General features: G+C 34.6%; 17 protein-coding genes. All 17 read left to right on the top strand.

Going from position 1 to position 19,844, the window contains the following annotated elements:
* The first annotated feature begins 1 nt into the window (after position 1).
* Positions 2 to 1,615 (top strand): gliding motility protein RemB, encoded by a 1,614-nt coding sequence (locus BCL90_RS19425; RefSeq protein ID WP_121286070.1) that lies wholly within the window; start codon positions 2 to 4, stop codon positions 1,613 to 1,615.
* Between the two features lie 382 nt (positions 1,616 to 1,997).
* Positions 1,998 to 2,732, top strand: a complete 735-nt coding sequence (locus BCL90_RS19430) for a tyrosine-protein phosphatase (protein ID WP_121286073.1) — start codon at positions 1,998 to 2,000, stop codon at positions 2,730 to 2,732.
* Positions 2,733 to 2,836: 104 nt separating this feature from the next.
* Positions 2,837 to 3,631 carry a polysaccharide biosynthesis/export family protein gene (locus BCL90_RS19435; protein WP_121286076.1) on the top strand — a complete coding sequence of 265 codons (795 nt, stop codon included), beginning with the start codon at positions 2,837 to 2,839 and terminating at the stop codon, positions 3,629 to 3,631.
* A gap of 18 nt (positions 3,632 to 3,649) precedes the next feature.
* Entirely contained in the window at positions 3,650 to 5,995 is a 2,346-nt protein-coding gene (locus BCL90_RS19440) for a GumC family protein (protein ID WP_121286079.1), read from the top strand.
* A 26-nt stretch (positions 5,996 to 6,021) separates the two neighbouring features.
* Complete coding sequence (locus tag BCL90_RS19445; protein ID WP_121286082.1) at positions 6,022 to 7,053, top strand: acyltransferase family protein; 1,032 nt, start codon at positions 6,022 to 6,024, stop codon at positions 7,051 to 7,053.
* A gap of 33 nt (positions 7,054 to 7,086) precedes the next feature.
* The gene (gene gmd / locus BCL90_RS19450; RefSeq protein WP_121286085.1) at positions 7,087 to 8,202 is read left to right on the top strand and encodes a GDP-mannose 4,6-dehydratase; all 1,116 of its coding nucleotides are present in this window, start codon (positions 7,087 to 7,089) and stop codon (positions 8,200 to 8,202) included.
* Between the two features lie 21 nt (positions 8,203 to 8,223).
* Complete coding sequence (locus tag BCL90_RS19455) at positions 8,224 to 9,495, top strand: MATE family efflux transporter (RefSeq protein ID WP_121286087.1); 1,272 nt, start codon at positions 8,224 to 8,226, stop codon at positions 9,493 to 9,495.
* A 472-nt stretch (positions 9,496 to 9,967) separates the two neighbouring features.
* Positions 9,968 to 10,402: an acyltransferase gene (locus BCL90_RS19460; protein WP_121286255.1), complete on the top strand. Its 435-nt coding sequence runs from the start codon at positions 9,968 to 9,970 to the stop codon at positions 10,400 to 10,402.
* The gene (locus BCL90_RS19465) at positions 10,403 to 11,518 is read left to right on the top strand and encodes a glycosyltransferase family 4 protein (RefSeq protein ID WP_121286091.1); all 1,116 of its coding nucleotides are present in this window, start codon (positions 10,403 to 10,405) and stop codon (positions 11,516 to 11,518) included.
* Positions 11,519 to 11,599: 81 nt separating this feature from the next.
* Positions 11,600 to 12,715, top strand: coding sequence for a glycosyltransferase family 4 protein (locus BCL90_RS19470; protein WP_121286093.1), 1,116 nt, complete (start codon positions 11,600 to 11,602; stop codon positions 12,713 to 12,715).
* Between the two features lie 24 nt (positions 12,716 to 12,739).
* Positions 12,740 to 13,804: an acyltransferase family protein gene (locus tag BCL90_RS19475; RefSeq protein ID WP_262707553.1), complete on the top strand. Its 1,065-nt coding sequence runs from the start codon at positions 12,740 to 12,742 to the stop codon at positions 13,802 to 13,804.
* A gap of 8 nt (positions 13,805 to 13,812) precedes the next feature.
* Positions 13,813 to 14,409 carry an acyltransferase gene (locus tag BCL90_RS19480; RefSeq protein ID WP_121286098.1) on the top strand — a complete coding sequence of 199 codons (597 nt, stop codon included), beginning with the start codon at positions 13,813 to 13,815 and terminating at the stop codon, positions 14,407 to 14,409.
* A complete protein-coding gene (locus tag BCL90_RS19485) occupies positions 14,409 to 15,515 on the top strand; it encodes a glycosyltransferase family protein (protein WP_121286101.1) in 1,107 nt (368 codons plus the stop codon). Before BCL90_RS19480 ends, BCL90_RS19485 begins: the two co-directional genes overlap by 1 nt.
* 1 nt (position 15,516) lies before the next feature.
* Entirely contained in the window at positions 15,517 to 16,110 is a 594-nt protein-coding gene (locus BCL90_RS19490) for an acyltransferase (protein WP_121286103.1), read from the top strand.
* An 8-nt stretch (positions 16,111 to 16,118) separates the two neighbouring features.
* Positions 16,119 to 17,288 carry a glycosyltransferase family 4 protein gene (locus BCL90_RS19495; protein ID WP_121286106.1) on the top strand — a complete coding sequence of 390 codons (1,170 nt, stop codon included), beginning with the start codon at positions 16,119 to 16,121 and terminating at the stop codon, positions 17,286 to 17,288.
* Positions 17,266 to 18,648, top strand: a complete 1,383-nt coding sequence (locus tag BCL90_RS19500) for a hypothetical protein (protein ID WP_121286109.1) — start codon at positions 17,266 to 17,268, stop codon at positions 18,646 to 18,648. The genes BCL90_RS19495 and BCL90_RS19500 overlap by 23 nt, the downstream gene beginning before the upstream one ends.
* On the top strand, positions 18,645 to 19,820 hold the full coding sequence (locus BCL90_RS19505) for a glycosyltransferase family 4 protein (RefSeq protein ID WP_134380348.1): 1,176 nt from the start codon (positions 18,645 to 18,647) through the stop codon (positions 19,818 to 19,820). Before BCL90_RS19500 ends, BCL90_RS19505 begins: the two co-directional genes overlap by 4 nt.
* Positions 19,821 to 19,844: the final 24 nt, after the last annotated feature.

A 19,844-nucleotide genomic window follows, 5' to 3' on the forward strand; every position in this document is an offset into this window, starting at 1 on the left:
GATGAAAAAAATACTTTTAATGGCCGTGATGGCCATTTTTTCTTTAAAGGTTTCTGCGCAGGAAGCTACCCCGAATGTAAATATTCCTTATGATTATCAATTTTATCAAAAGCTGAATCCGGCGGTTTACGATCAGCAGAATAAGTTCCACTCGGCTATAAAAGGATTTTATAGTGATGCCAGCGAATTGCAGTTGCGTTATGATTCGTTAATGAACGCAGGCACAGACAGCTTAAACAAAAGAAGCTGGGTGCACCGCAAATTGTTTCAGGAACATCTTCTCGATTTTAAAAACGAAGACTATCATATTTATGCTGATTTTCTTCCCGACTTGCAGATCGGTCGTGATTTTTCAGGTTCACGTTCAACATGGATGAATACCAGGGGTTTTCAGGTAGGTGGAGAAGTGGGCAAACAGTTTTCATTTTATTTAAACGGGTATGAAAATCAGGGTAAGTTTGTTGATTATGTGAATCGCTTTATTGTAAATAACCAGGTTGTGCCGGGGCAAGGATATGGGAAATTAGGAACTGATAAACAAGACTGGTCGTACGTTACTGCTTTGCTATCCTACACACCGAGTAAATACCTTAATTTTGGATTGGGCTACGACAAAAATTTTATAGGCGATGGTTACCGCTCGATGTTGCTCTCTGATGTTTCTTCTAATTATTCGTTTTTCAGGGTTCGAGCTACGCTAGGCAGTGTTCAATACCAAACCATTTTTGCTTATATGTTAGACCCGGGTGCTCCAAAGTTCTCTAGCGATAGAACAACAGGAGACAGGGGAAAGTGGATGGCCGCTCATTATGTAGACTGGAACGCAACTAAAAGATTTTCTGTTGGTTTTTTTCAGGCCGTAACCTGGGCCGATGCTCAAGAGGGTGCTAAACGGGGATTTGATTTTAATTATATCCACCCCTTTATATTTTTGCGGCCAATAGAAAGTACAAATACTACTTCGCCTGATAAAATGCGGTTAGGGCTTAACCTGAAATATGAACTATTGAAAAAAACTGCATTGTACGGACAATTTATGCTGGAAGAATTTACGGCTAAAGAGTTTTTTGCAGGAAAAGGCTATTGGGCAAATAAGTACGCTATTCAGCTTGGTGTTAGGGGTTCGGACCTTTTTAAAGTGACTAACCTAAATTATTTGGCCGAGTTTAATAGTGCAAGACCCTATACCTATTCTCACTTTGATCGTCTTTCTAACTATGCCAACTATAATCAATCATTAGCACATCCACTTGGAGGCAACTTTAGAGAGTTTTTAGGTTTACTAAATTATAGCTATAAAAGATTTGATGTTCAAGGCGAGGCATCTTATGCAAGGTATGGCTTAGATCCTGCTGGTATGAACTACGGGGGCGACATATTTAAAAGCTACGATACCCGTTCTGTTCAATATGGAAGCCATATTGGTCAGGGAATCGGTACTAATCTTTACTACTTGAAAGGGCAGGTAGCTTACCTCATTAATCCAAAATATAACTTAAGATTAGAGGTTGCCGGTACCTATCGAAAAGAAAGTAATGAATTAGGTATAAATAAAGCCAGTTTATTAACCATTGGTATAAGAAGTTCTTTTAGGAATATATATCACGATTTTTAGGCTTATTACTGTGTAATTAATAAGCCTAAAAGAGATGCCGGTTTAGTTGGGGATTTCCCTTAAATAAGGAAAAAAAGTCTGCAATTTGGTCCTGTTCAAATAATGAAGGAACCCAGGTATAAATAAATTTTATAAATAATTAACTTAAGGCATCTACTGGATATAAATATTAATCTACTTTTGAAAAGCTGTAGGCTATATTTTTTGGTTAGGTAAAATATAAAGGTCATTTTGCGAAAAAAAATGATAAACGTAATGTTTTTATATATTTCTCATCTGCATAAACCATTTGTTTTTGGAGTAATTGATTGACAATTTAACAATACTAAATCCTAAAGGTTTTTTTGCATATTTTTAATCAAATTCTTATCATTACTCTTTTATGTTTAACATTTTTAGTAAAAAAAATAAAGTTACGGATATCGCCTGGCTGGGTATAGATATGCATTCGCATATTTTACCTGGCATTGATGATGGTTCACCTGATATACAAACTTCTTTGCAATTTGTAAAATCACTAAATGCCTTGGGTTTTAATCACTTAATTGCTACTCCCCATATTTTTAAAGAGTTATATCCTAATACCGCCGAAAGTATATCACTTGCTAAAGAAAAGCTGCAGGATACATTGGATAAAGCCAATATTTTAATAAAACTGGAGGCTGGTGCAGAATATATGATTGATCAGGATTTTACACTAAACGAGAAACTCTGCCCTTTAGATGGGAAACATTTGCTGGTAGAAATGTCGTATTTAACAGAAAGCCCTGGTATTAGTCAAACAATATTTGATATAGAGATAAAGGGATTTAAGCCAGTATTGGCTCATCCTGAGCGTTATACCTTTTATTTTAAAGACCTAACCCGTTTAAAGCGATTCAAAGAAAAAGGTTGCTTAATGCAATTAAATCTGTTATCTGTATTAGGATATTATGGCAAAGATGTAAAACAACTGGCAGACAAATTATTAAAAGAAAAAATGTACGATTTTGCTGGCACCGACCTTCACCACGATAAACATTTGGCAACACTAACTGAAGCAGTTCAATCAGGTCGATTGTACGAGTTGATCGGTAAATACGAATTTAAAAATCAGGAAGTGTTTGGATGTAATTAATTTGACTTTGGATCAAACCTGAATTACAAAAGTCATTTTTTTAGATATTACGATTAAATGATTAAGTTTGCAAGCTATTTAATCCTATTGGATGGTATTCCTATATGAAAAAACAAACTAATGTGAATAAAAGCTGGAGGCTGTTTCCTCTTCTTTTCGTACTGGCATTTTTTACTTCTTGTGTCAGCAATAAAAAGATAGCCTATTTTCAAGATATTCAGACGGTTAACCAGGCTAGTCTGGATAGTTCAGCAAAGTATGTTGAGCCAACAATACAAAACGATGATATTTTAACTGTAAATATTTTTACTTTGGATCCGGAAAGTGGGGCTATTGTAAATCAGGCACCTGCAACCGGGGCACTGAATAGTACATCAACTGCTGCAACAACTGGTTATCTGGTTGATAAAAACGGGGAAATCGAATTGGTGCTGCTTGGACGAATTAAAGTTGCCGGCTTAACAACATTTGAGGCAAGAGAGCTAATTAGTGGAAAAGTTAGGGAAATTTACAATAAAGCGAGTGTGGAAGTTCGATTCGCTAATTTTAAGGTTTCGGTATTTGGTGAGGTAAATTCGCCCTCAACATACACTTTCCCTAATGAAAAAACGACTATATTAGATGCTTTGAGCAGGGCTGGTGATCTTACAATTTTCGGCAAGAGAGATAATATTTTAATCGTAAGAGATAATGATGGTAAAAAGGAATTTGGAAGAGTAAATTTAAACTCTACAACAATATTTAGAAGCCCCTTTTATTACCTGAAACAAAATGATGCCATTTATATTGAGCCAAATAAGGCCAGGGTATCGGCTAATAATGCTAGCCAGGTACAAACAATTGGTATAATTTCTTCTGTCCTATCTGTATTGGTGTTGGCAATTTCTCTTTTTAAATAAATTTTACTTATCTACTATATGCAAGAATCTCTTAACCTTCAAAATAAAAGCTTTGATGCAGAAGAAGAAGGAATTGATTTTAAAAAAAATCTAAACCGTTTCCTCGAAAAATGGCCGTGGTTTGTATTGAGTGTTTCTGTTTGCTTATTAATATCCTATATTTATTATAATTATACTCCTCCTATTTATCAGGTAAGTGCCCGTATTTTAGTTTCTGATGGTGAGAGTAAAGGAGGCAGCGGAGATGGATTAATGGACCTTGGTGGCTTATTGGGATCTAAGAACTCTGTTGATAACGAGATCGAAATTTTAAAAACACGTTATTTAATGACTAAGGTTGTTGAAGAGTTGAAATTGAACATCGTTTACAGTCAAAGAGTCGGGCTTAAAAACATGGAGCTTTATCAGGCTCCTTTTCAATTGGAGATTATTAAGGGCTTAGATACCATTGGTTACAGTAGAGTTGAAGTTACCAAATTAAATTCTGATGTTGTAAAATTAAACATTGATGGTAAGGTTAGTAACGTACGCTTTAACCAGCCTTTTCAATTAAAAGGCATAGGTATGGTAAAAGTTGTTAGAAATCCAAATTTAATATTTAACGAAAAACCTTATATATGCACCATTATTTCAGTTGACAATAAGGCTGCACAGCTTTTGGGCCAGTTATCTATAGCATTGGTAAACAATAAGGTAAGTATTATTGAACTCGGACTTGCTTATCCTGACCCAAGGAAGGGAGAAGACATTTTAAATGCACTTATTAAACAATACATCAAAGCAAATTTAGAAGATAAAAATGCTATCGCTGATAGTACAACCACATTTATTAAAGGCAGATTGAGTTTAATTGCTGCAGAACTTGGTGATGTGGAAACTGATGTGGAAAATTTTAAACAGCGAAACAAGCTTGCTGATATGAGTGCCCAAAGTAAGCTACTGGTTGAAAATACAAATGCATTTGTTGATGACCTATCTAAAACGGAAACACAAATAAGTAACCTCACTCAATTGGAGTCTTATTTGAGCAATGAAAACAATAAAAGGATTCTCCCGAGTAGTATAGATATGTCTGGTGATATTGTTTTTTCTACAACAATTTCTAAGTACAATTCTTTACTTGTGCAACGAGACAAACAGTTATTAAGTGTTACAGAAACCAGTCCGTTTATACAAAATCTTGATCAACAAATATCGAATCTGCGTAAAGATTTATTAGAGAGTGTAAAAAGCAGTAAAAGTAGTTATCTGATCACCAGAAATAAGCTTAGGGATCAAATAGCTACAGTAGAGAGTAAAGTGAACGATGTTCCTAAAATCGAAAAAGATTACTTAAAACTAGCTCGAAACAAGCAAATTAAAGAAGAATTATATATTTTTTTAATGCAAAAGGCAGAGGAAACAGCTATTTCTAAAACAGCCAATATCTCTATTGCTAAAACTATAGATCCGCCCAAAACCAATAGCATGCCGGTTAGTCCGAAAAGAAATAACATTTATTTAGGAGGGCTTTTTACCGGATTGATTATTCCAATGGGATTAATTTTATTAATTAACGTTTTAAATACATCCGTATCAACAAAAGAGGATATTAGAAATGTAACCCAGGTGCCAATAATCGGCGAAATAAGCCATAACATGGACGACGATAACTTAATTGTGGCAAATAAAAGCAGGTCTGCTATTTCCGAACAGTTCAGGGCTTTACGAACAAACTTATCCTTTTACCTTAGAAATACAGATCAAAAGGTTATTTTATTAACTTCAAGTATGTCTGGCGAAGGTAAATCATTTACGGCAATAAATCTGGGTAATATTTTAGCTTTGGCAGGGAAAAAAGTACTGTTAATGGAATTGGATCTGCGTAAACCTGGCTTGTCGGCAAAGCTTGGCGTTTCAAACGATATTGGGTTTAGTAACTATACCATAAACGAAAATTTAGCTGTAAAAGATATTGTAAGGCCGTTAAATATCAATAAGAATATTTTTATTATATCATCCGGGCCTCTGCCTCCTAATCCCGCAGAAACGCTGATGAGTGAGCGGATGCCTGATTTAGTTAATGCCCTGAAGCAAGAATTTGACTATATCATTATGGATGCTCCTCCTATAGGAGTTATTGCTGATGCACAGTTGCTGGCGAATTATGCTGATGTTACCCTTTACCTGGTTCGTCAGAAAGTAACCCAAAAAGCACAGCTGAGCATTGTTGAAGATTTGCATCAAAGTAAAAAAATGAAAAACATTGGGTTAGTGATTAATGATATTAGCAATAAGTATTACGGGTATGGATATGGATATGGAACCTATGGAGAAGAAACGAAACCAGGCTTATTTAAAAAAGTAAGTAAAATGTTCAGTTAATATTTAATAAACTACATGAAATAATAATGAAAAGAATAAAGGGCCTGGATTCGATTAGATTTATTTGCGCAATTTATGTGCTTTTGGGGCATTTCGGAATCCCATTTATTCCAAATTTAATGAAAAACCCAAATATTGATGGTTTGTTGCTAAAATTGATTAAAGTTTTGTCCCTAACCTTCAATGGCCCCGCTGCTGTAATTGTATTCTTTATTATTAGCGGGTTTTGTATAAATTATCCTTATCAGCAAGAAAAGAAAATCGATTTGTTACCTTATTACTCCCGAAGATTATTAAGGATAAGCATACCGGCAATAGTTGCCGCAATGATTTGTTATAAGTTTAATACATTAGGCAAATTTCCGGACTATGGCGTTTTTTGGAGTATAATATGTGAGGTAATTTATTATTTAATTTTCCCTATTTTATTTTATATCAGAAAAAGAATAAAATGGCAGTATATCGTTATAGCTGCCTATATTATTTGTTTTACTACTTTGCTTTTAAATCCAGGTTTATTAATCGCTAAATCCAATGATTATCCTGCATTGGGGATTTTTACATGGGTAATAGGTTTGCCTTGTTGGTTACTGGGTTGTTGGCTTTCGGAGAATTATCATCGTTTTACAACTCCTACTGTCACTAAAATTTGGGTACTTCGGTTTTGCATAATAATAGGTGCTTTACTTTTAAAGCTAATTAAGTTTCACGCGCCAACTGTATTTGCGAGTAATTGTTACACGTTAAATATTTTTGCCATTCCTGCTGTGATGTGGTTAGCTTATGAGATTATGTATTTTGAGCATGCAAATCCTTATTCATGGTTAGAGAAGGCGGGGAAATGGAGTTACTCTCTATACATCATTCACCCTGCAATTATAGGTTTTTTTATGTATTATGAAATCGGTGATTTAACTAATATGCAACTACCAATTTTAATCTGCTCACTGGTTTTTGCATACGTTTTTTACCTGGCTATCGAAAAACCCTCACATAAATTTTCTTCTTTTATAAGCAAAAAATTACGCGCCAGGAGTAAATTGGTGCTACAGAATTAATATTAATTTTTTTTAAAAAAAAACATTAACAAAATGGCTAAAGTAGCATTAGTTACAGGTATTACAGGACAGGATGGTGCCTACCTTGCAGAACTTTTATTAGAAAAAGGATATACCGTTCACGGGATTAAACGCCGTAGTTCTTTATTTAACACAGATAGAATTGATCATTTATATCAGGATCCTCATGAAAAAGATGTTAGGTTTAAGCTTCATTACGGTGATTTAAGTGACAGTACAAACCTGATTCGCATTATTCAGGAAGTTCAGCCAGATGAAATTTATAATCTTGGGGCCATGAGCCATGTTAAGGTTAGTTTTGACACCCCTGAATACACGGCCAACGCAGATGGTATTGGTACTTTAAGGTTATTAGAAGCAATCCGTATACTGGGTTTAACTAAAAAAACAAAAATTTATCAGGCCAGTACTTCCGAATTATATGGTTTGGTGCAAGCGGTACCTCAATCAGAAACCACTCCATTTTACCCCCGCTCACCTTATGCTGTAGCAAAAATGTACGCCTATTGGATTACAGTAAATTACCGGGAAGCTTATGGGATGTTTGCTTGTAATGGCATATTATTTAACCATGAAAGCCCATTACGTGGCGAAACCTTTGTAACACGTAAAATTACCCGTGCAGTAGCTAAGATAGCCCAGGGTATGCAGAGTAAACTATATTTAGGTAATTTAGATGCTGAACGCGATTGGGGGCATGCAAAGGATTATGTTGAGGCCATGTGGAGGATACTACAACAAGATACTGCCGAAGATTTTGTGATTGCAACCGGAGTAACTACACGCGTAAGAGAATTTGTACGTTTGGCTTTTGCTGAAGTAGGAATTGTTGTAGAATTTAAAGGAGATGGAGCAGAAGAAAAGGGATATGTAGTTTCTTGTTCAAATCCGGACTATCAAATTGTTGAAGGTACGGAAGTAGTAGCGGTTGATCCTGCTTATTTCCGCCCTACCGAAGTAGATTTGTTAATTGGCGATCCAACCAAATCTAAAACCAAGCTGGGGTGGGAACCAAAATATGATCTTGCAGCACTGGTAAAAGAAATGGTAGCAGCTGATGTTGAGCTTTTCAAAAAAGAATCAATATTGAAAGGCCATGGCTACCATGTTAAAAATCAATACGAATAAATAAGTATTTAATTCAATTCAATGTCGGGTGCTAAAGATAGTAATCTTTTAAAGTGGATAAAATTAATTTCTATAACTGGTGGAGCGCAGGCAATAGTACAACTTACTAGTTTGCTTTGTGGTTTGTTGATCATCAGGCTATTACCTACTAAGGAATATGCGCTTTATACATTAGCCAATACGATGCTTGGAACAATGTCATTATTATCAGATGGAGGTATTTCTACAGGTGTATTGGCACTTGGAGGAAAGGTATGGGAGGATAAAAAAAAGCTTGGAATTGTTTTGTCAACAGGTTTGCAGCTGAGAAAAAAGTTTGCGTTTTTCAGCTTAAGTATTGCAGTTCCTATTTTGGTCTATTTGCTGTTACATCATGGGGCAAGTATTTTAACTACAGTATTAATCGTTATGGCTTTAATACCGTCTTTTTATTCAACCTTATCTGATTCATTACTGGAGATCATTCCAAAATTGCACCAGGATATCAGACCCCTTCAAGAAAATCAAATTAAAGTAAGCGTACTTCGTTTAACAATCAGCGCGCTAACTGTATTTTTATTCCCTTTTACATTTATAGCCATCTGGGCTGCAGGTATACCAAGAATTTTGGGCAATATAAAATTGAGGAAGATTGCAGGTAAATTCACCGAAACCAGCAATGAAATTGATCCAGGGGTTCAAAAAGAGATTTTTAAGATTGTTAAAAGAATATTGCCTGGTGCAATTTACTACTGCCTTGCCAGCCAGTTAACGGTGTGGTTGATTTCTATTTTCGGAAATACAGCTAATATTGCAGAAGTTGGCGCTTTAGGGAGATTATCGATGCTTCTTGGAGTGATATCAACTATGTTTTCGATCCTGATTGTACCCAGGTTTGCAAGAACCAAAGAGTCTGGTAAGGCTTTGCTTAAACGATATTTGTTTATTTTGGCAGCTATGCTTGTCATTTTATCCGGAATAACTTTTATTGTCATGTTATTTGCTTCCCAGTTATTATGGGTGTTAGGAGACCAGTATGCAAATTTGGAAAAAGAACTGGTATATGTTATGATTGGTTATAGTGCGAATGTTTTAATGGGGCTGGCAATAGCACTTTATACCAGCAAAGGATGGGTTATTAACCCTGTTTACGCAATCACATTAAGTGTTTTACTAATTATTTCCGGGATATTTATTTTTGATTTAACGAAAATTTCAGGGGTACTTAAATTAAACATTTTTATAGCTGTTTCGGAATTAATGATACATTTTGTTTTTGGTTTCTTTAAAACATGGTCTGTTGAAAAAGAATAAAAAAAATAAAATTTAATGCATTGGCGATAGCCATGTTCTGTTTTTGCAGGAGAAGGCAGGCTGGTTCCAATTGTGTCTGAACAAAAAAACTTTGGTTAATCATTTTGTGATATTTAGGTTAGGCCGGTAACAGCATATGATTTTTGTAAGGAAACCAGTTCTACAAATGCAAAGCAGCTGTTTGAAAAAATATTAATATCAGAAAGACGATATGATTGAATCAATAAGGAATTAATCTTAAACGGTAAAGAAAAATCAGTAAATGCGAAGGCCTTAATAGAGAAATTGTTTTTATTAAATGATATTCAGTAGAAAATTTTGACAATTATAAATTTTTAATAAAAGCAAGAAAATTCTTTTACTAATGGAAATATTAAAATCCTTTTTTTCGGACCTCAAACTCTGGATTTGCAATTTTATAATCGCTTATATTCCTTCGCATACCATCAGGTTGTTTTACTATAAATACTTTATGAAATTTAAGATAGGTAAAAATGCCAGCATTCATTTAGGCTGCAGGTTTAATACTTCAGGCTTATTTTCGATGGGTACAAATAGCACAATAAACCAGTATTGCCACATGGATAACCGCGGCGGTATTTACATTGGCAGCAATGTTTCTATTTCCGATCAGGTAAGTATTGTTACAGCAGATCATGACTTTGGAGACGAAATGTGCATAGCCCGAAAAGATGAGGTAATTATTGAAGATTATGTATTTATTGGATATGGAGCAAAAATTTTCAAAAATGTAAAAATGTATTATGGATCCGTTTTAGGCGGTGCTTCTTTGCTGACAAAAGATACACTCCCTTATGGGATCTATTATGGCGTACCGGCAAAATTCAAAAAAGAAAGAAGAAAGGATTTAAAACATACATCAATGTATAAAAGACTATTCCATTAAATGAAGATTTTATTCCTTAGTAACTGTCCCTTAATTGAATCTCAGGGATCTGGCTATGTAATTGTAAACACAGCTAAATCTTTATCGGCCCTTGGGCATAAGGTTGATATGGTTCCGCCAGAAGAGCTGATCATTTTACCAAAATTAAGTGGTACTGCTAATCTATACAGAATGGCCCTGGGCATGGGGATATGGGTAGTTAAAAACCGGAAGAAGCTTAAGCAGTATGATGGTATATTTTTGTATGGGGGCGAAAGTTACCTTGCGCTATACCTCATTAGGTCTTTTTTAAAATTAAAAGCGGCCATTATCCTGCACTCTAATGGATTGGAAATTCACGTTGAAAAAAAAATAAAGGAATTTAAATCATATTTAAAGCATACAGAAAAGAAATGGTATCATTTCAATACCGCTTTTTTATTTCAATACTGTTATTTAAATGTAGATGCGATTTTAACCCTTTCGAGATACGATGCCGATTTTGCTAAAAAATCACTAAACTTACCTGCTAAAAAAGTATTTTACATTGAGCCAGCACTGCCCGATCTTTTCTTTGAGGTGGAGCCCAATATTGCAAGAGAGCAGATAATTACATTTTGTGGTTCATGGATTGATCGAAAAGGCATTGATGCCATGATTCAGGCCATGCCGAAAATTTTAAGGAAATACAAGCAGTTTAAATTCAGGATTATAGGTGCTGGTTATGAATTTAAAGTTGACGAGGTATTTCCTGAAGATATGCTTCAAAATATAGAATTAATACCCTTTGTTGAACATAAAAAAGATTTAATTGTACATTATAATCAATCACTTATATTTATTCATCCATCAGTTTGTGAAAGCTTTGGGTTAACTGTTGCAGAGGCCATGTTTTGTGGCTGCGCTGTAATAACCGGGGCAACCGGAATTGCCTATGATCTTATTGATGGAGTAGAAGCTATAGTGCTGGATCAACCCAATGCTGAAAACTTATATAATAGTTTAGATCACTTAATTAATAATGATTTATTAATTGAAAAGTTAACCATCAATGGGAAAAAACGTGTTCAGCAATTAAACTGGAAAGCATTCGAAAATCAACTAAATCAGGTATTAGTTTCTAATAATTTAACCTAAATGGCAGCACAAGAAATATCTCTATTAATCAAAGAAAAAGATTTAAAACATACATCAATGTATAAAAGACTATTCCATTAAATGAAGATTTTATTCCTTAGTAATTGTCCCTTAGTTGAATCTCAGGGATCTGGCTATGTGATTGTAAACACAGCTAAATCTTTATCGGCCCTTGGTCATAAGGTTGATATGGTTCCGCCAGAAGAGCTGATCATTTTACCAAAATTAAGTGGTACTGCTAATCTATACAGAATGGCCCTTGGCATGGGGATATGGGTAGTTAAAAACAGAAAGAAACTTAAGCAGTATGATGGTATATTTTTGTATGGAGGCGAAAGCTACCTTGCGCTATACCTGATTAAGTCTTTTTTAAAATTAAAAGCGGCCATTATCCTGCACTCTAATGGATTGGAAATTCATGTTGATAAAAAAATAAAGGAATTTAAATCTTATTTAAAGCATACAGAAAAGAAATGGTATCATTTCAATACCGCTTTTTTATTTCAATACTGTTATTTAAATGTAGATGCGATTTTAACCGTTTCGAGATATGATGCTGATTTTGCTAAAAAATCACTAAATGTACCTGCTGAAAAATTATTTTACATTGAGCCGGCACTCCCCGATCTTTTCTTTGAGGTGGAACCCAATATTGCAAGAGAGCAGATAATTACATTTTGTGGTTCATGGATTGATCGAAAAGGCATTGATGCCATGATTCAGGCCATGCCGAAAATTTTAAGGAAATACAAGCAGTTTAAATTCAGAATTATAGGTGCCGGTTATGAATTTAAAGTTGATGAGGTATTTCCTGAAGATGTGCTTCAAAATATAGAATTAATACCCTTTGTTGAACATAAAAAAGATTTAATTGTACATTATAATCAATCACTTATATTTATTCATCCATCAGTTTGCGAAAGCTTTGGGTTAACTGTTGCAGAGGCCATGTTTTGTGGCTGCGCTGTAATAACGGGAGCAACCGGAATTGCTTATGATCTTATTGATGGAGTAGAAGCTATAGTGCTGGATCAACCTAATGCTGAAAACTTATACAACAGTTTAGATCACTTAATTAATAATGATTTATTAATTGAAAAGTTAACCATTAATGGAAAAAAACGTGTCCAACAATTAAACTGGAAAGCATTCGAAAATCAACTAAATCAGGTATTACGCTCTAATAATTTAACCTAAATGGCACAAGAAATGTCTAAAAAAATGATTCCCAGTCTTAATGGATTAAGGGCTATAAGCATTGCAATGGTATTACTTTGCCATTTTTCACAGCATAATTTTCTACCTCATAACGCGTTATTCAGATACGCAGGTATGATAATTGGTAACGGGCCTTTAGGGGTAAATGTCTTCTTCATGATAAGTGGGTACCTGATTACTACACTATTAATCAAAGAAAAAGAAAAAAAAGGATCTATCTCATTAAAAGGGTTTTATATCAGGAGAACTTTGCGAATTTTTCCTGCTTATTATTTTTTAATGTTTGTATACTATTTGCTTACCCTATTTAAATATTTTAACATCACCTCTTTAGAATGGATTGGGGTGTTAACTTATATGAAGCAATTTTTTCCAAGTGCGATGTATGAAACTGGCCATCTTTGGTCTTTATCTGTTGAAGAGGTATTTTACCTTATTTTTCCCTTTCTATTTATTTTTTTAGGTAAGAATATTAAAAAAGTATTGCCTGTACTCATTGTTTTAGGTGCCTTAAGTAGGTTTTTGTTCTTTTCTTATCCACAACCATTAATGGCAAATACCATTTTTGCAACAAGTGATGCATTGTTGATTGGATGTTTTTTTGCACTAAACCATGACAGAATAATTGAATTGATTTTTAAGTACAAATGGGTTAAATATGTTGTTCCAATAGCACTTTGTTTTTCTGTTTTGATCTATAATTATTTTTACCACCTGTGTACCTATGATCATTCTAAACTGCTTATTACTGTTACTGCAATAGCATACAGTATGTTTGGTAGTATTGGCCTTTTTACAAATTTGTGTGTCGCCGTAATCATCATGATATCTATATCGCAAAGAAATTTATGGTTTAAACTTTTGAATACCAGATTACTCAACTATATAGGTACGTTATCTTATAGCATCTATTTATGGCAACAGATGTTTACTGCCGATCGCGAGTGGTTACACCGACTGCCTTTTTTAGTTGTAATTTTAATTATTTTAATCTGTGCAAATCTTTCTTACTACTTAATAGAGAAGCCATTTTTTAAACTTAAAGACCGATATAGCAGCAAAAATTAATAGAATTTATGAAAGGTATTTATGATAAAGGGATTTTCTTTTTAAGATTCAGGATTTTTGATGCTTTCCTCAATTTCTTCCGCATTAAACTGTTTCGGTTATATGGGATGGAGATTGGAGCTGCCTGCCGTATTTCAAAAATTTTGTTTACCTGGCCTAACCAAATTTCTATCGGAAACTCATGCATACTCGAAAAAAGCACTTATTTTAAGTTTGATGGGATATGGAGAACGGGTAAGTCGATAATATTAGGCAATAATGTTTTTGTTGGAACTAATTGTGAATTTAATATCAGTAAAAAAATTGTAATCGGAGATAATTGCCTGATTGCCTCTGGTTCCAGGTTTATAGATCATGACCACGGAATGAAGACTGATACTTTAATGCGGTTACAGCCCAGTATAGAAAAGCCAATTATAATCGGAAATGATGTTTGGATAGGCGTAAATGTAGTGATACTAAAAGGTGTTGAAATTGGTGATGGTGCTATTGTTGCAGCAGGTGCAGTTGTAAATAAACCGATAGGAGCATACGAAATTTGGGGAGGTGTACCCGCAAAAAAAATTGGGCAAAGAGAAAATCATTTAGCCACTCAATCAACATAATGAAAATATTATTTATTTGTGGTTCAATTGAAAAGGGAAAAGACGGTGTAGGAGATTATACAGCCAGATTATGTGCTTCATTATCAACTTTAGGTTATGATGTAAGTATTATTTCATTAAATGACCCTTATGTGGATACCAATTTTAAAACGGTATTAAATATTGAAGGGCAAGCTATACCTGCATTAAGATTAGCGAAGAGTCAAGAAATGAACTTGAAATTAGATTTGGCCGCTCAATTTATCAGGGAGGAAAAACCAGATCTGATAAGCCTTCAATATGTTGTGTTTTCGTTTAATCCTAAAGGTTTACCTTTTTCTTTAGCAAAAAGTTTAAAGAAAATAAGTAATAATATTCCCTGGCACATCATGTTTCATGAGTTATGGGTAGGTATGGATAAGGGCGCTACTTTTAAAATGAATATCTGGGGTAAAATCCAGAAATTCATTATCAAAAGGATGGTGACAATACTTAATCCTGTAATTACGCATACGCATACCAGACTATATCAGTTAAAATTAGCCAATATTGGTATAAAATCTAACTATCTGCCCCTTTTTGGCAATGTACCGGTAACTGCCGTTACACCTCATCGTAATCAACGTCAATTCGTTGTTTTTGGGGGTATACACCCGGGAGCCGGTATTGGAGATTTAATTCATTTGAATGCCCGGATAAAGGAGAAATTTAAATATGATTTGAAACTTGTATTTATTGGTAGAAATGGTGGTGAGTTAAATCAGTGGCTACCCTTGGTTCGTAATTCAGGTATAGAAGTTGTTGTACTTGGAGAACAGTCTTTAGGTACCATTTCGGAAATATTAAGCCAGTCGGTTGTAGGTATTTCTACTACTCCACTATTATTGGCAGAAAAAAGTGGTTCTGTTGCAGCGATGCGCGAGCATGGCTTAATCATTCTGGATATATCAAGAAAATGGGAAGTAAGAGGTACTGATAATGTCCCGATTCCCAGCGAAATGATCTCTTGTAATGATTATTTTGATAACTTCGCTCATACGGAAGATAGGAACCGAACACATCCCTTCGGAATAGCAGCTGTTACTCAGATGTACTTAAATGATTTACCATGCATTAATATAATCTAATATGGCAGGTTTTAGTTATTTGTTTAAAAATAGAGCGGTATTTCCATTCGCATCCTATGCACATATTAAGGCATGGGCTAAGCGTTTTCAAACGCTGCCAGAATTAATAAGAAGAAATAGGAGGAGATCCCGCCTGGTAAAAAAAGGGGCCTGTATTGATGAAAGAGCTGAAATTGGGCAGGTAAAGGCCGGTGGAAACAAAAAAAATCTTAAAATTGGTGCATACACCTTTATAGGTCAGGTAGAATTTTCACTTCACGATCAAATTGTAATTGGCGAAAACGTTTGTGTAAATGATGGCGTATTATTTTTAACGGCATCTCACGATTTAAAAGATCCTGAATGGAAACATGTAAAATCACCAATTATTATTGAGGATTACGCATGGATTTGTACCAATTCGATAATTTTACCGGGAGTTCATATCGGCAGAGGGGCTGTTGTAGGCGCAGGTGCAGTTGTAAGTAAAAATGTTGGCGATTACGAGATTGTAGCCGGGAATCCGGCTCAGGTACTGACAAAAAAGAGAACAGAAAAATTAGAATATAATCCATGTAGTTTCTTGGCCGCAAACAGGGCTTGGTTAATTGGATAAATAAAATTATGAAAGTTGTATACACTGCTCCCAATAAGAGCCACCATTATATATACGCACTAGGATTATTAAAGGCAAATATTCTTTATCGTTTCGTTAGTGGGTTTTCGAGGTTTAGCCCAAGGGCAAAACAAGCAGAATTGGCTCCGAAAATACGAAGAGCAGATATTTTACAAACCATATATATCGCATGCTTAAAATTTAAATTACCTGATTTTTTAAGTCGGAAAATTGCATACCTGGCCAAAATTGAACAAGACCTTGCTTGCAAAAAATATGTAAAAGACTGCGACATTTTTTTATTTTATAACGGAAGCGGACTTTCGAGTTGTGCATACGCAAAAAAAAATGGAGTAATTACGATAGTAGAAGCTGTAAATTCTCATATTTCCTTCCAGGAGGATATACTTAAAACAGAATATGAGAAACTTGGCCTGGTATGGAAACCATCATACCAAAAAGAAAAAGAAAGAAGAATTAAGGAGTATCAGGAGGCTGACTTTATTTTAATGCCATCAGAATTCGTAAGAAGCAGCTTTATTCAAATGGGGTTTGCCAAAGAGAAACTACTTAAAATACCTTACGGCTTCAATAAATTTCAGGCCAGTAATCATCAGGTTGTTAAAGATAATACCAAATTTACCGTTTTATTTGTTGGAAGTATATCGGTGAGGAAAGGATTAAGATATTTGATAAATGCTTTTAATGATCTTAAACATCCAAATAAACAATTGGTTATTGTTGGCCCAACTAATCATGATACAGGAATTGCTGATCTTTCTTTATCCTCAGACATTGTTTTTCGTGGCGTTTTAAAAGGAAATGATCTTGAAGATGCATACCATAATGCTGATGTATTTTGCTTACCCTCAATAGAAGAAGGTTTGGCATTGGTACTTGGCGAAGCAATTGCATCCGGTCTTCCTATTATTGCTACCACTAATACCGGAGCCAGTGATATTATTAGTGATGGATGCGAAGGTTTTATTGTGCCAATTTGCGACGATAAAGCTATTCTTTCGAAGATGCAACTCCTTGCAGATAATGAAGAGCTTTTAACATCAATGAAACAGGCGGCTAAATTTAAATCTAAGGATTTACCCGGATGGGATGTAACCACTAGCAATTTGGTAAATACATTAACCACTATATTTAATGAAAAAAAGAACTCAAGATAGATTTCTGAAGTTAGGTATAGCCTTTAGGTATTTAATTTATGCCTTAGTGATAATGCTTGTGTTTGAAGGTTTACTAAGAAAGGTTTTACCTCCTTTTCTAGGTACGCCTGTGTTTTTTATTAAAGATGTTATTTGCTTAATTGGCCTATACGTTTTTTTGAGTAGAAAGTTTGACAAAGCAGTTAAAAATTTAAAAAATGTTTGGTTTTTTGTTTTTTTTCTATTTGTTCCGTTATTTATTATTACATCCTTTCACGGACTTTTAATAACCTGTTTTGGTGCAAAGCAGTACTTACTATATGTTATAGTTGCACTGCTAACCGTGGCAGGCTTTACAAAAGATAACGGATTTGAATTTAAGAAATTTGTTAATTTTTTCGTTTTATTATTAATTCCAACAACTGTTATAGCGGTTTTGCAAAATTCTCTGCCTGCTACTCATTGGTTAAATTTATCAGTAGCAGGAACATCACTCGAAGCCTTTTCTGCTGCGGGTTATTTAAGAGTTGGTTCCACATTCTCTTTTACCGGGCAGTATTCTTATTTTCTAAATGTTGAGGCTGCTTTTCTGATGATTCATTTTTTTATTTCTCCTCAGGAAAAAAATAATCCCTCTTTGCTTAATCGGTTAAAAATTCCAATTAATGTGTTGTTAACATTATGTTTAATTGTGGGGGCATTTATTACGGGCGGTAGAACTGCTGTTTTAGGGGTAACCAGTTGTCTTGTTCTGGGCTTTATTTTGTTAGGCTTTAAACGCCAGAAGTGGATGTTGAGTAAAGGAATTGTTTTTGCATCTTGTTTAATAATAGGCATTACAGCCTTGCGGGTTGTTAAACCTGAATATTTTGCTGCATACGAGCGACGTTCCTCCGGATCAGATAATCAAAGCCATTCTGAAGAACTCGAGGGCAGGGTTTTATCTAGTTTTACCAGTTGGACGACCTGGTTCTGGGAACAAGATCTTGGTAGTGTTATTCTTGGTAATGGTCTTGGTGTAATGAGTAATGGCGCGGAGAAAATAAGTGAATATGCTTATCAAGTCCGCTTAAAACTGTGGACTGAAACAGATTTATCTACAACATTCTGGGAAGGAGGGTTATATCTGGCCTTAATCTGGTATAGCTTTAGGCTTTATATTATTTACATGGCATATAAAATATGGAAAAGAATGCATATCGTAAATTACTTTTCTGCTGCATCCTTTTTATTGGCATACATTATCATTAATGGGATAACTGGTACCTTAGCGTTGCAGCCTCCCTTATCTATCTGGTGGTGGATGGCAGTTGGCGCTATGATAACAATCAAAAACTTAGATAGGCGGCTATATTTAAAAAATAAATCACAAACAGTTTGAAAGATATTATTTTCATAAACTCCCATCCCATACAATACTTTGCACCTATGTACAAGTATATGAATGATCATGGGGTAAAAACAAAAGCCTGGTATGAATCTGATGAATCGATTAAAGGCGGTCTGGACATTGAATTTGGTACCAGGATTAAATGGGATATACCATTATTAGAGGGTTACGAGCATAAATTTTTTAAAAATCATTCATGGAAACCTTCTCATAAAAAAGGGTTTTTTGGTTTAATTAACTTAGGGCTTATTAAAGAATTATTTCAAATTCCTAAATCAATTATCGTCGTTCATGGGTGGCATTATTTTACTCATTTTCTGGTGTTACTGATTGGCGGGCTGAAAGGACACGAAATCTGTATCAGATGTGATATTCCTTTGAAACAAGAAAAATTAAAAAAGGGTGTAAAACAAAAGATTAAATTTTTTTTCTATAAGTATTTCCTGTTCCCTCGTATTAATTGGTTTTTATATATCGGAGAACAGAACAGGCTTTTTTATAAAAGTTATGGGATTAAGGATCATAAACTCTTATTTTGCCCGTATGCTGTTGATAATGATCGGTTTGTTCAATCTAAATTACAAATCGAAAAAAGTGGAAAATCTTTTAAACAGAAGTTGCAGATTCCGGAAAACGATAGGGTAATTTTGTTTTCGGGCAAATATATTGATAAGAAACTGCCACTGGATCTTATTAATTCATTTTCACTTTTAAACGATGCACATACATGGTTGGTTATGATTGGTGAGGGAGCGTTAAGGCCTGCTATGGAAAAAAGGATAGCAGAGCTGGAACTAAAGAACGTTGTGCTAACTGGATTTATAAATCAATCTGAAATCGTAGATTATTATTCTATTGGTGATGTATTTGTAATGTGTTCGGCTTTAGGAGAAAACTGGGGCCTTTCGGTCAATGAGGCTATGAATTTTAATATGCCTTTAATTATATCAGATTTAACAGGCTGTTCAGAAGATTTAGTTGTTAATGGCAAAAATGGGTATACCTTTGAGACCAGAAATATAAACGATCTTGCAGCGAAATTAAAACTGGTAATTGCAGAGGTGAATGCAGGGATTAAATGCCATTCATTAGATATTGTTGAAAATTACAGCTATGCGAGCATACTGGTACAATTATCAAAGCTAATAGGAGTCAAAAGCTAGTTAATGTATTATTATTTCGCCTGG

The organism is Pedobacter alluvionis, assembly GCF_003664035.1.
Lineage (GTDB): Bacteria > Bacteroidota > Bacteroidia > Sphingobacteriales > Sphingobacteriaceae > Pedobacter > Pedobacter alluvionis.

Coding starts and splice junctions, on each gene's coding strand:
- BCL90_RS19425 (WP_121286070.1), top strand. CDS start 2: ATGAAAAAAATACTTTTAATGGCCGTGATGGCCATTTTTTCTTTAAAG.
- BCL90_RS19430 (WP_121286073.1), top strand. CDS start 1,998: ATGTTTAACATTTTTAGTAAAAAAAATAAAGTTACGGATATCGCCTGG.
- BCL90_RS19435 (WP_121286076.1), top strand. CDS start 2,837: ATGAAAAAACAAACTAATGTGAATAAAAGCTGGAGGCTGTTTCCTCTT.
- BCL90_RS19440 (WP_121286079.1), top strand. CDS start 3,650: ATGCAAGAATCTCTTAACCTTCAAAATAAAAGCTTTGATGCAGAAGAA.
- BCL90_RS19445 (WP_121286082.1), top strand. CDS start 6,022: ATGAAAAGAATAAAGGGCCTGGATTCGATTAGATTTATTTGCGCAATT.
- gmd (WP_121286085.1), top strand. CDS start 7,087: ATGGCTAAAGTAGCATTAGTTACAGGTATTACAGGACAGGATGGTGCC.
- BCL90_RS19455 (WP_121286087.1), top strand. CDS start 8,224: ATGTCGGGTGCTAAAGATAGTAATCTTTTAAAGTGGATAAAATTAATT.
- BCL90_RS19460 (WP_121286255.1), top strand. CDS start 9,968: ATGAAATTTAAGATAGGTAAAAATGCCAGCATTCATTTAGGCTGCAGG.
- BCL90_RS19465 (WP_121286091.1), top strand. CDS start 10,403: ATGAAGATTTTATTCCTTAGTAACTGTCCCTTAATTGAATCTCAGGGA.
- BCL90_RS19470 (WP_121286093.1), top strand. CDS start 11,600: ATGAAGATTTTATTCCTTAGTAATTGTCCCTTAGTTGAATCTCAGGGA.
- BCL90_RS19475 (WP_262707553.1), top strand. CDS start 12,740: ATGATTCCCAGTCTTAATGGATTAAGGGCTATAAGCATTGCAATGGTA.
- BCL90_RS19480 (WP_121286098.1), top strand. CDS start 13,813: ATGAAAGGTATTTATGATAAAGGGATTTTCTTTTTAAGATTCAGGATT.
- BCL90_RS19485 (WP_121286101.1), top strand. CDS start 14,409: ATGAAAATATTATTTATTTGTGGTTCAATTGAAAAGGGAAAAGACGGT.
- BCL90_RS19490 (WP_121286103.1), top strand. CDS start 15,517: ATGGCAGGTTTTAGTTATTTGTTTAAAAATAGAGCGGTATTTCCATTC.
- BCL90_RS19495 (WP_121286106.1), top strand. CDS start 16,119: ATGAAAGTTGTATACACTGCTCCCAATAAGAGCCACCATTATATATAC.
- BCL90_RS19500 (WP_121286109.1), top strand. CDS start 17,266: ATGAAAAAAAGAACTCAAGATAGATTTCTGAAGTTAGGTATAGCCTTT.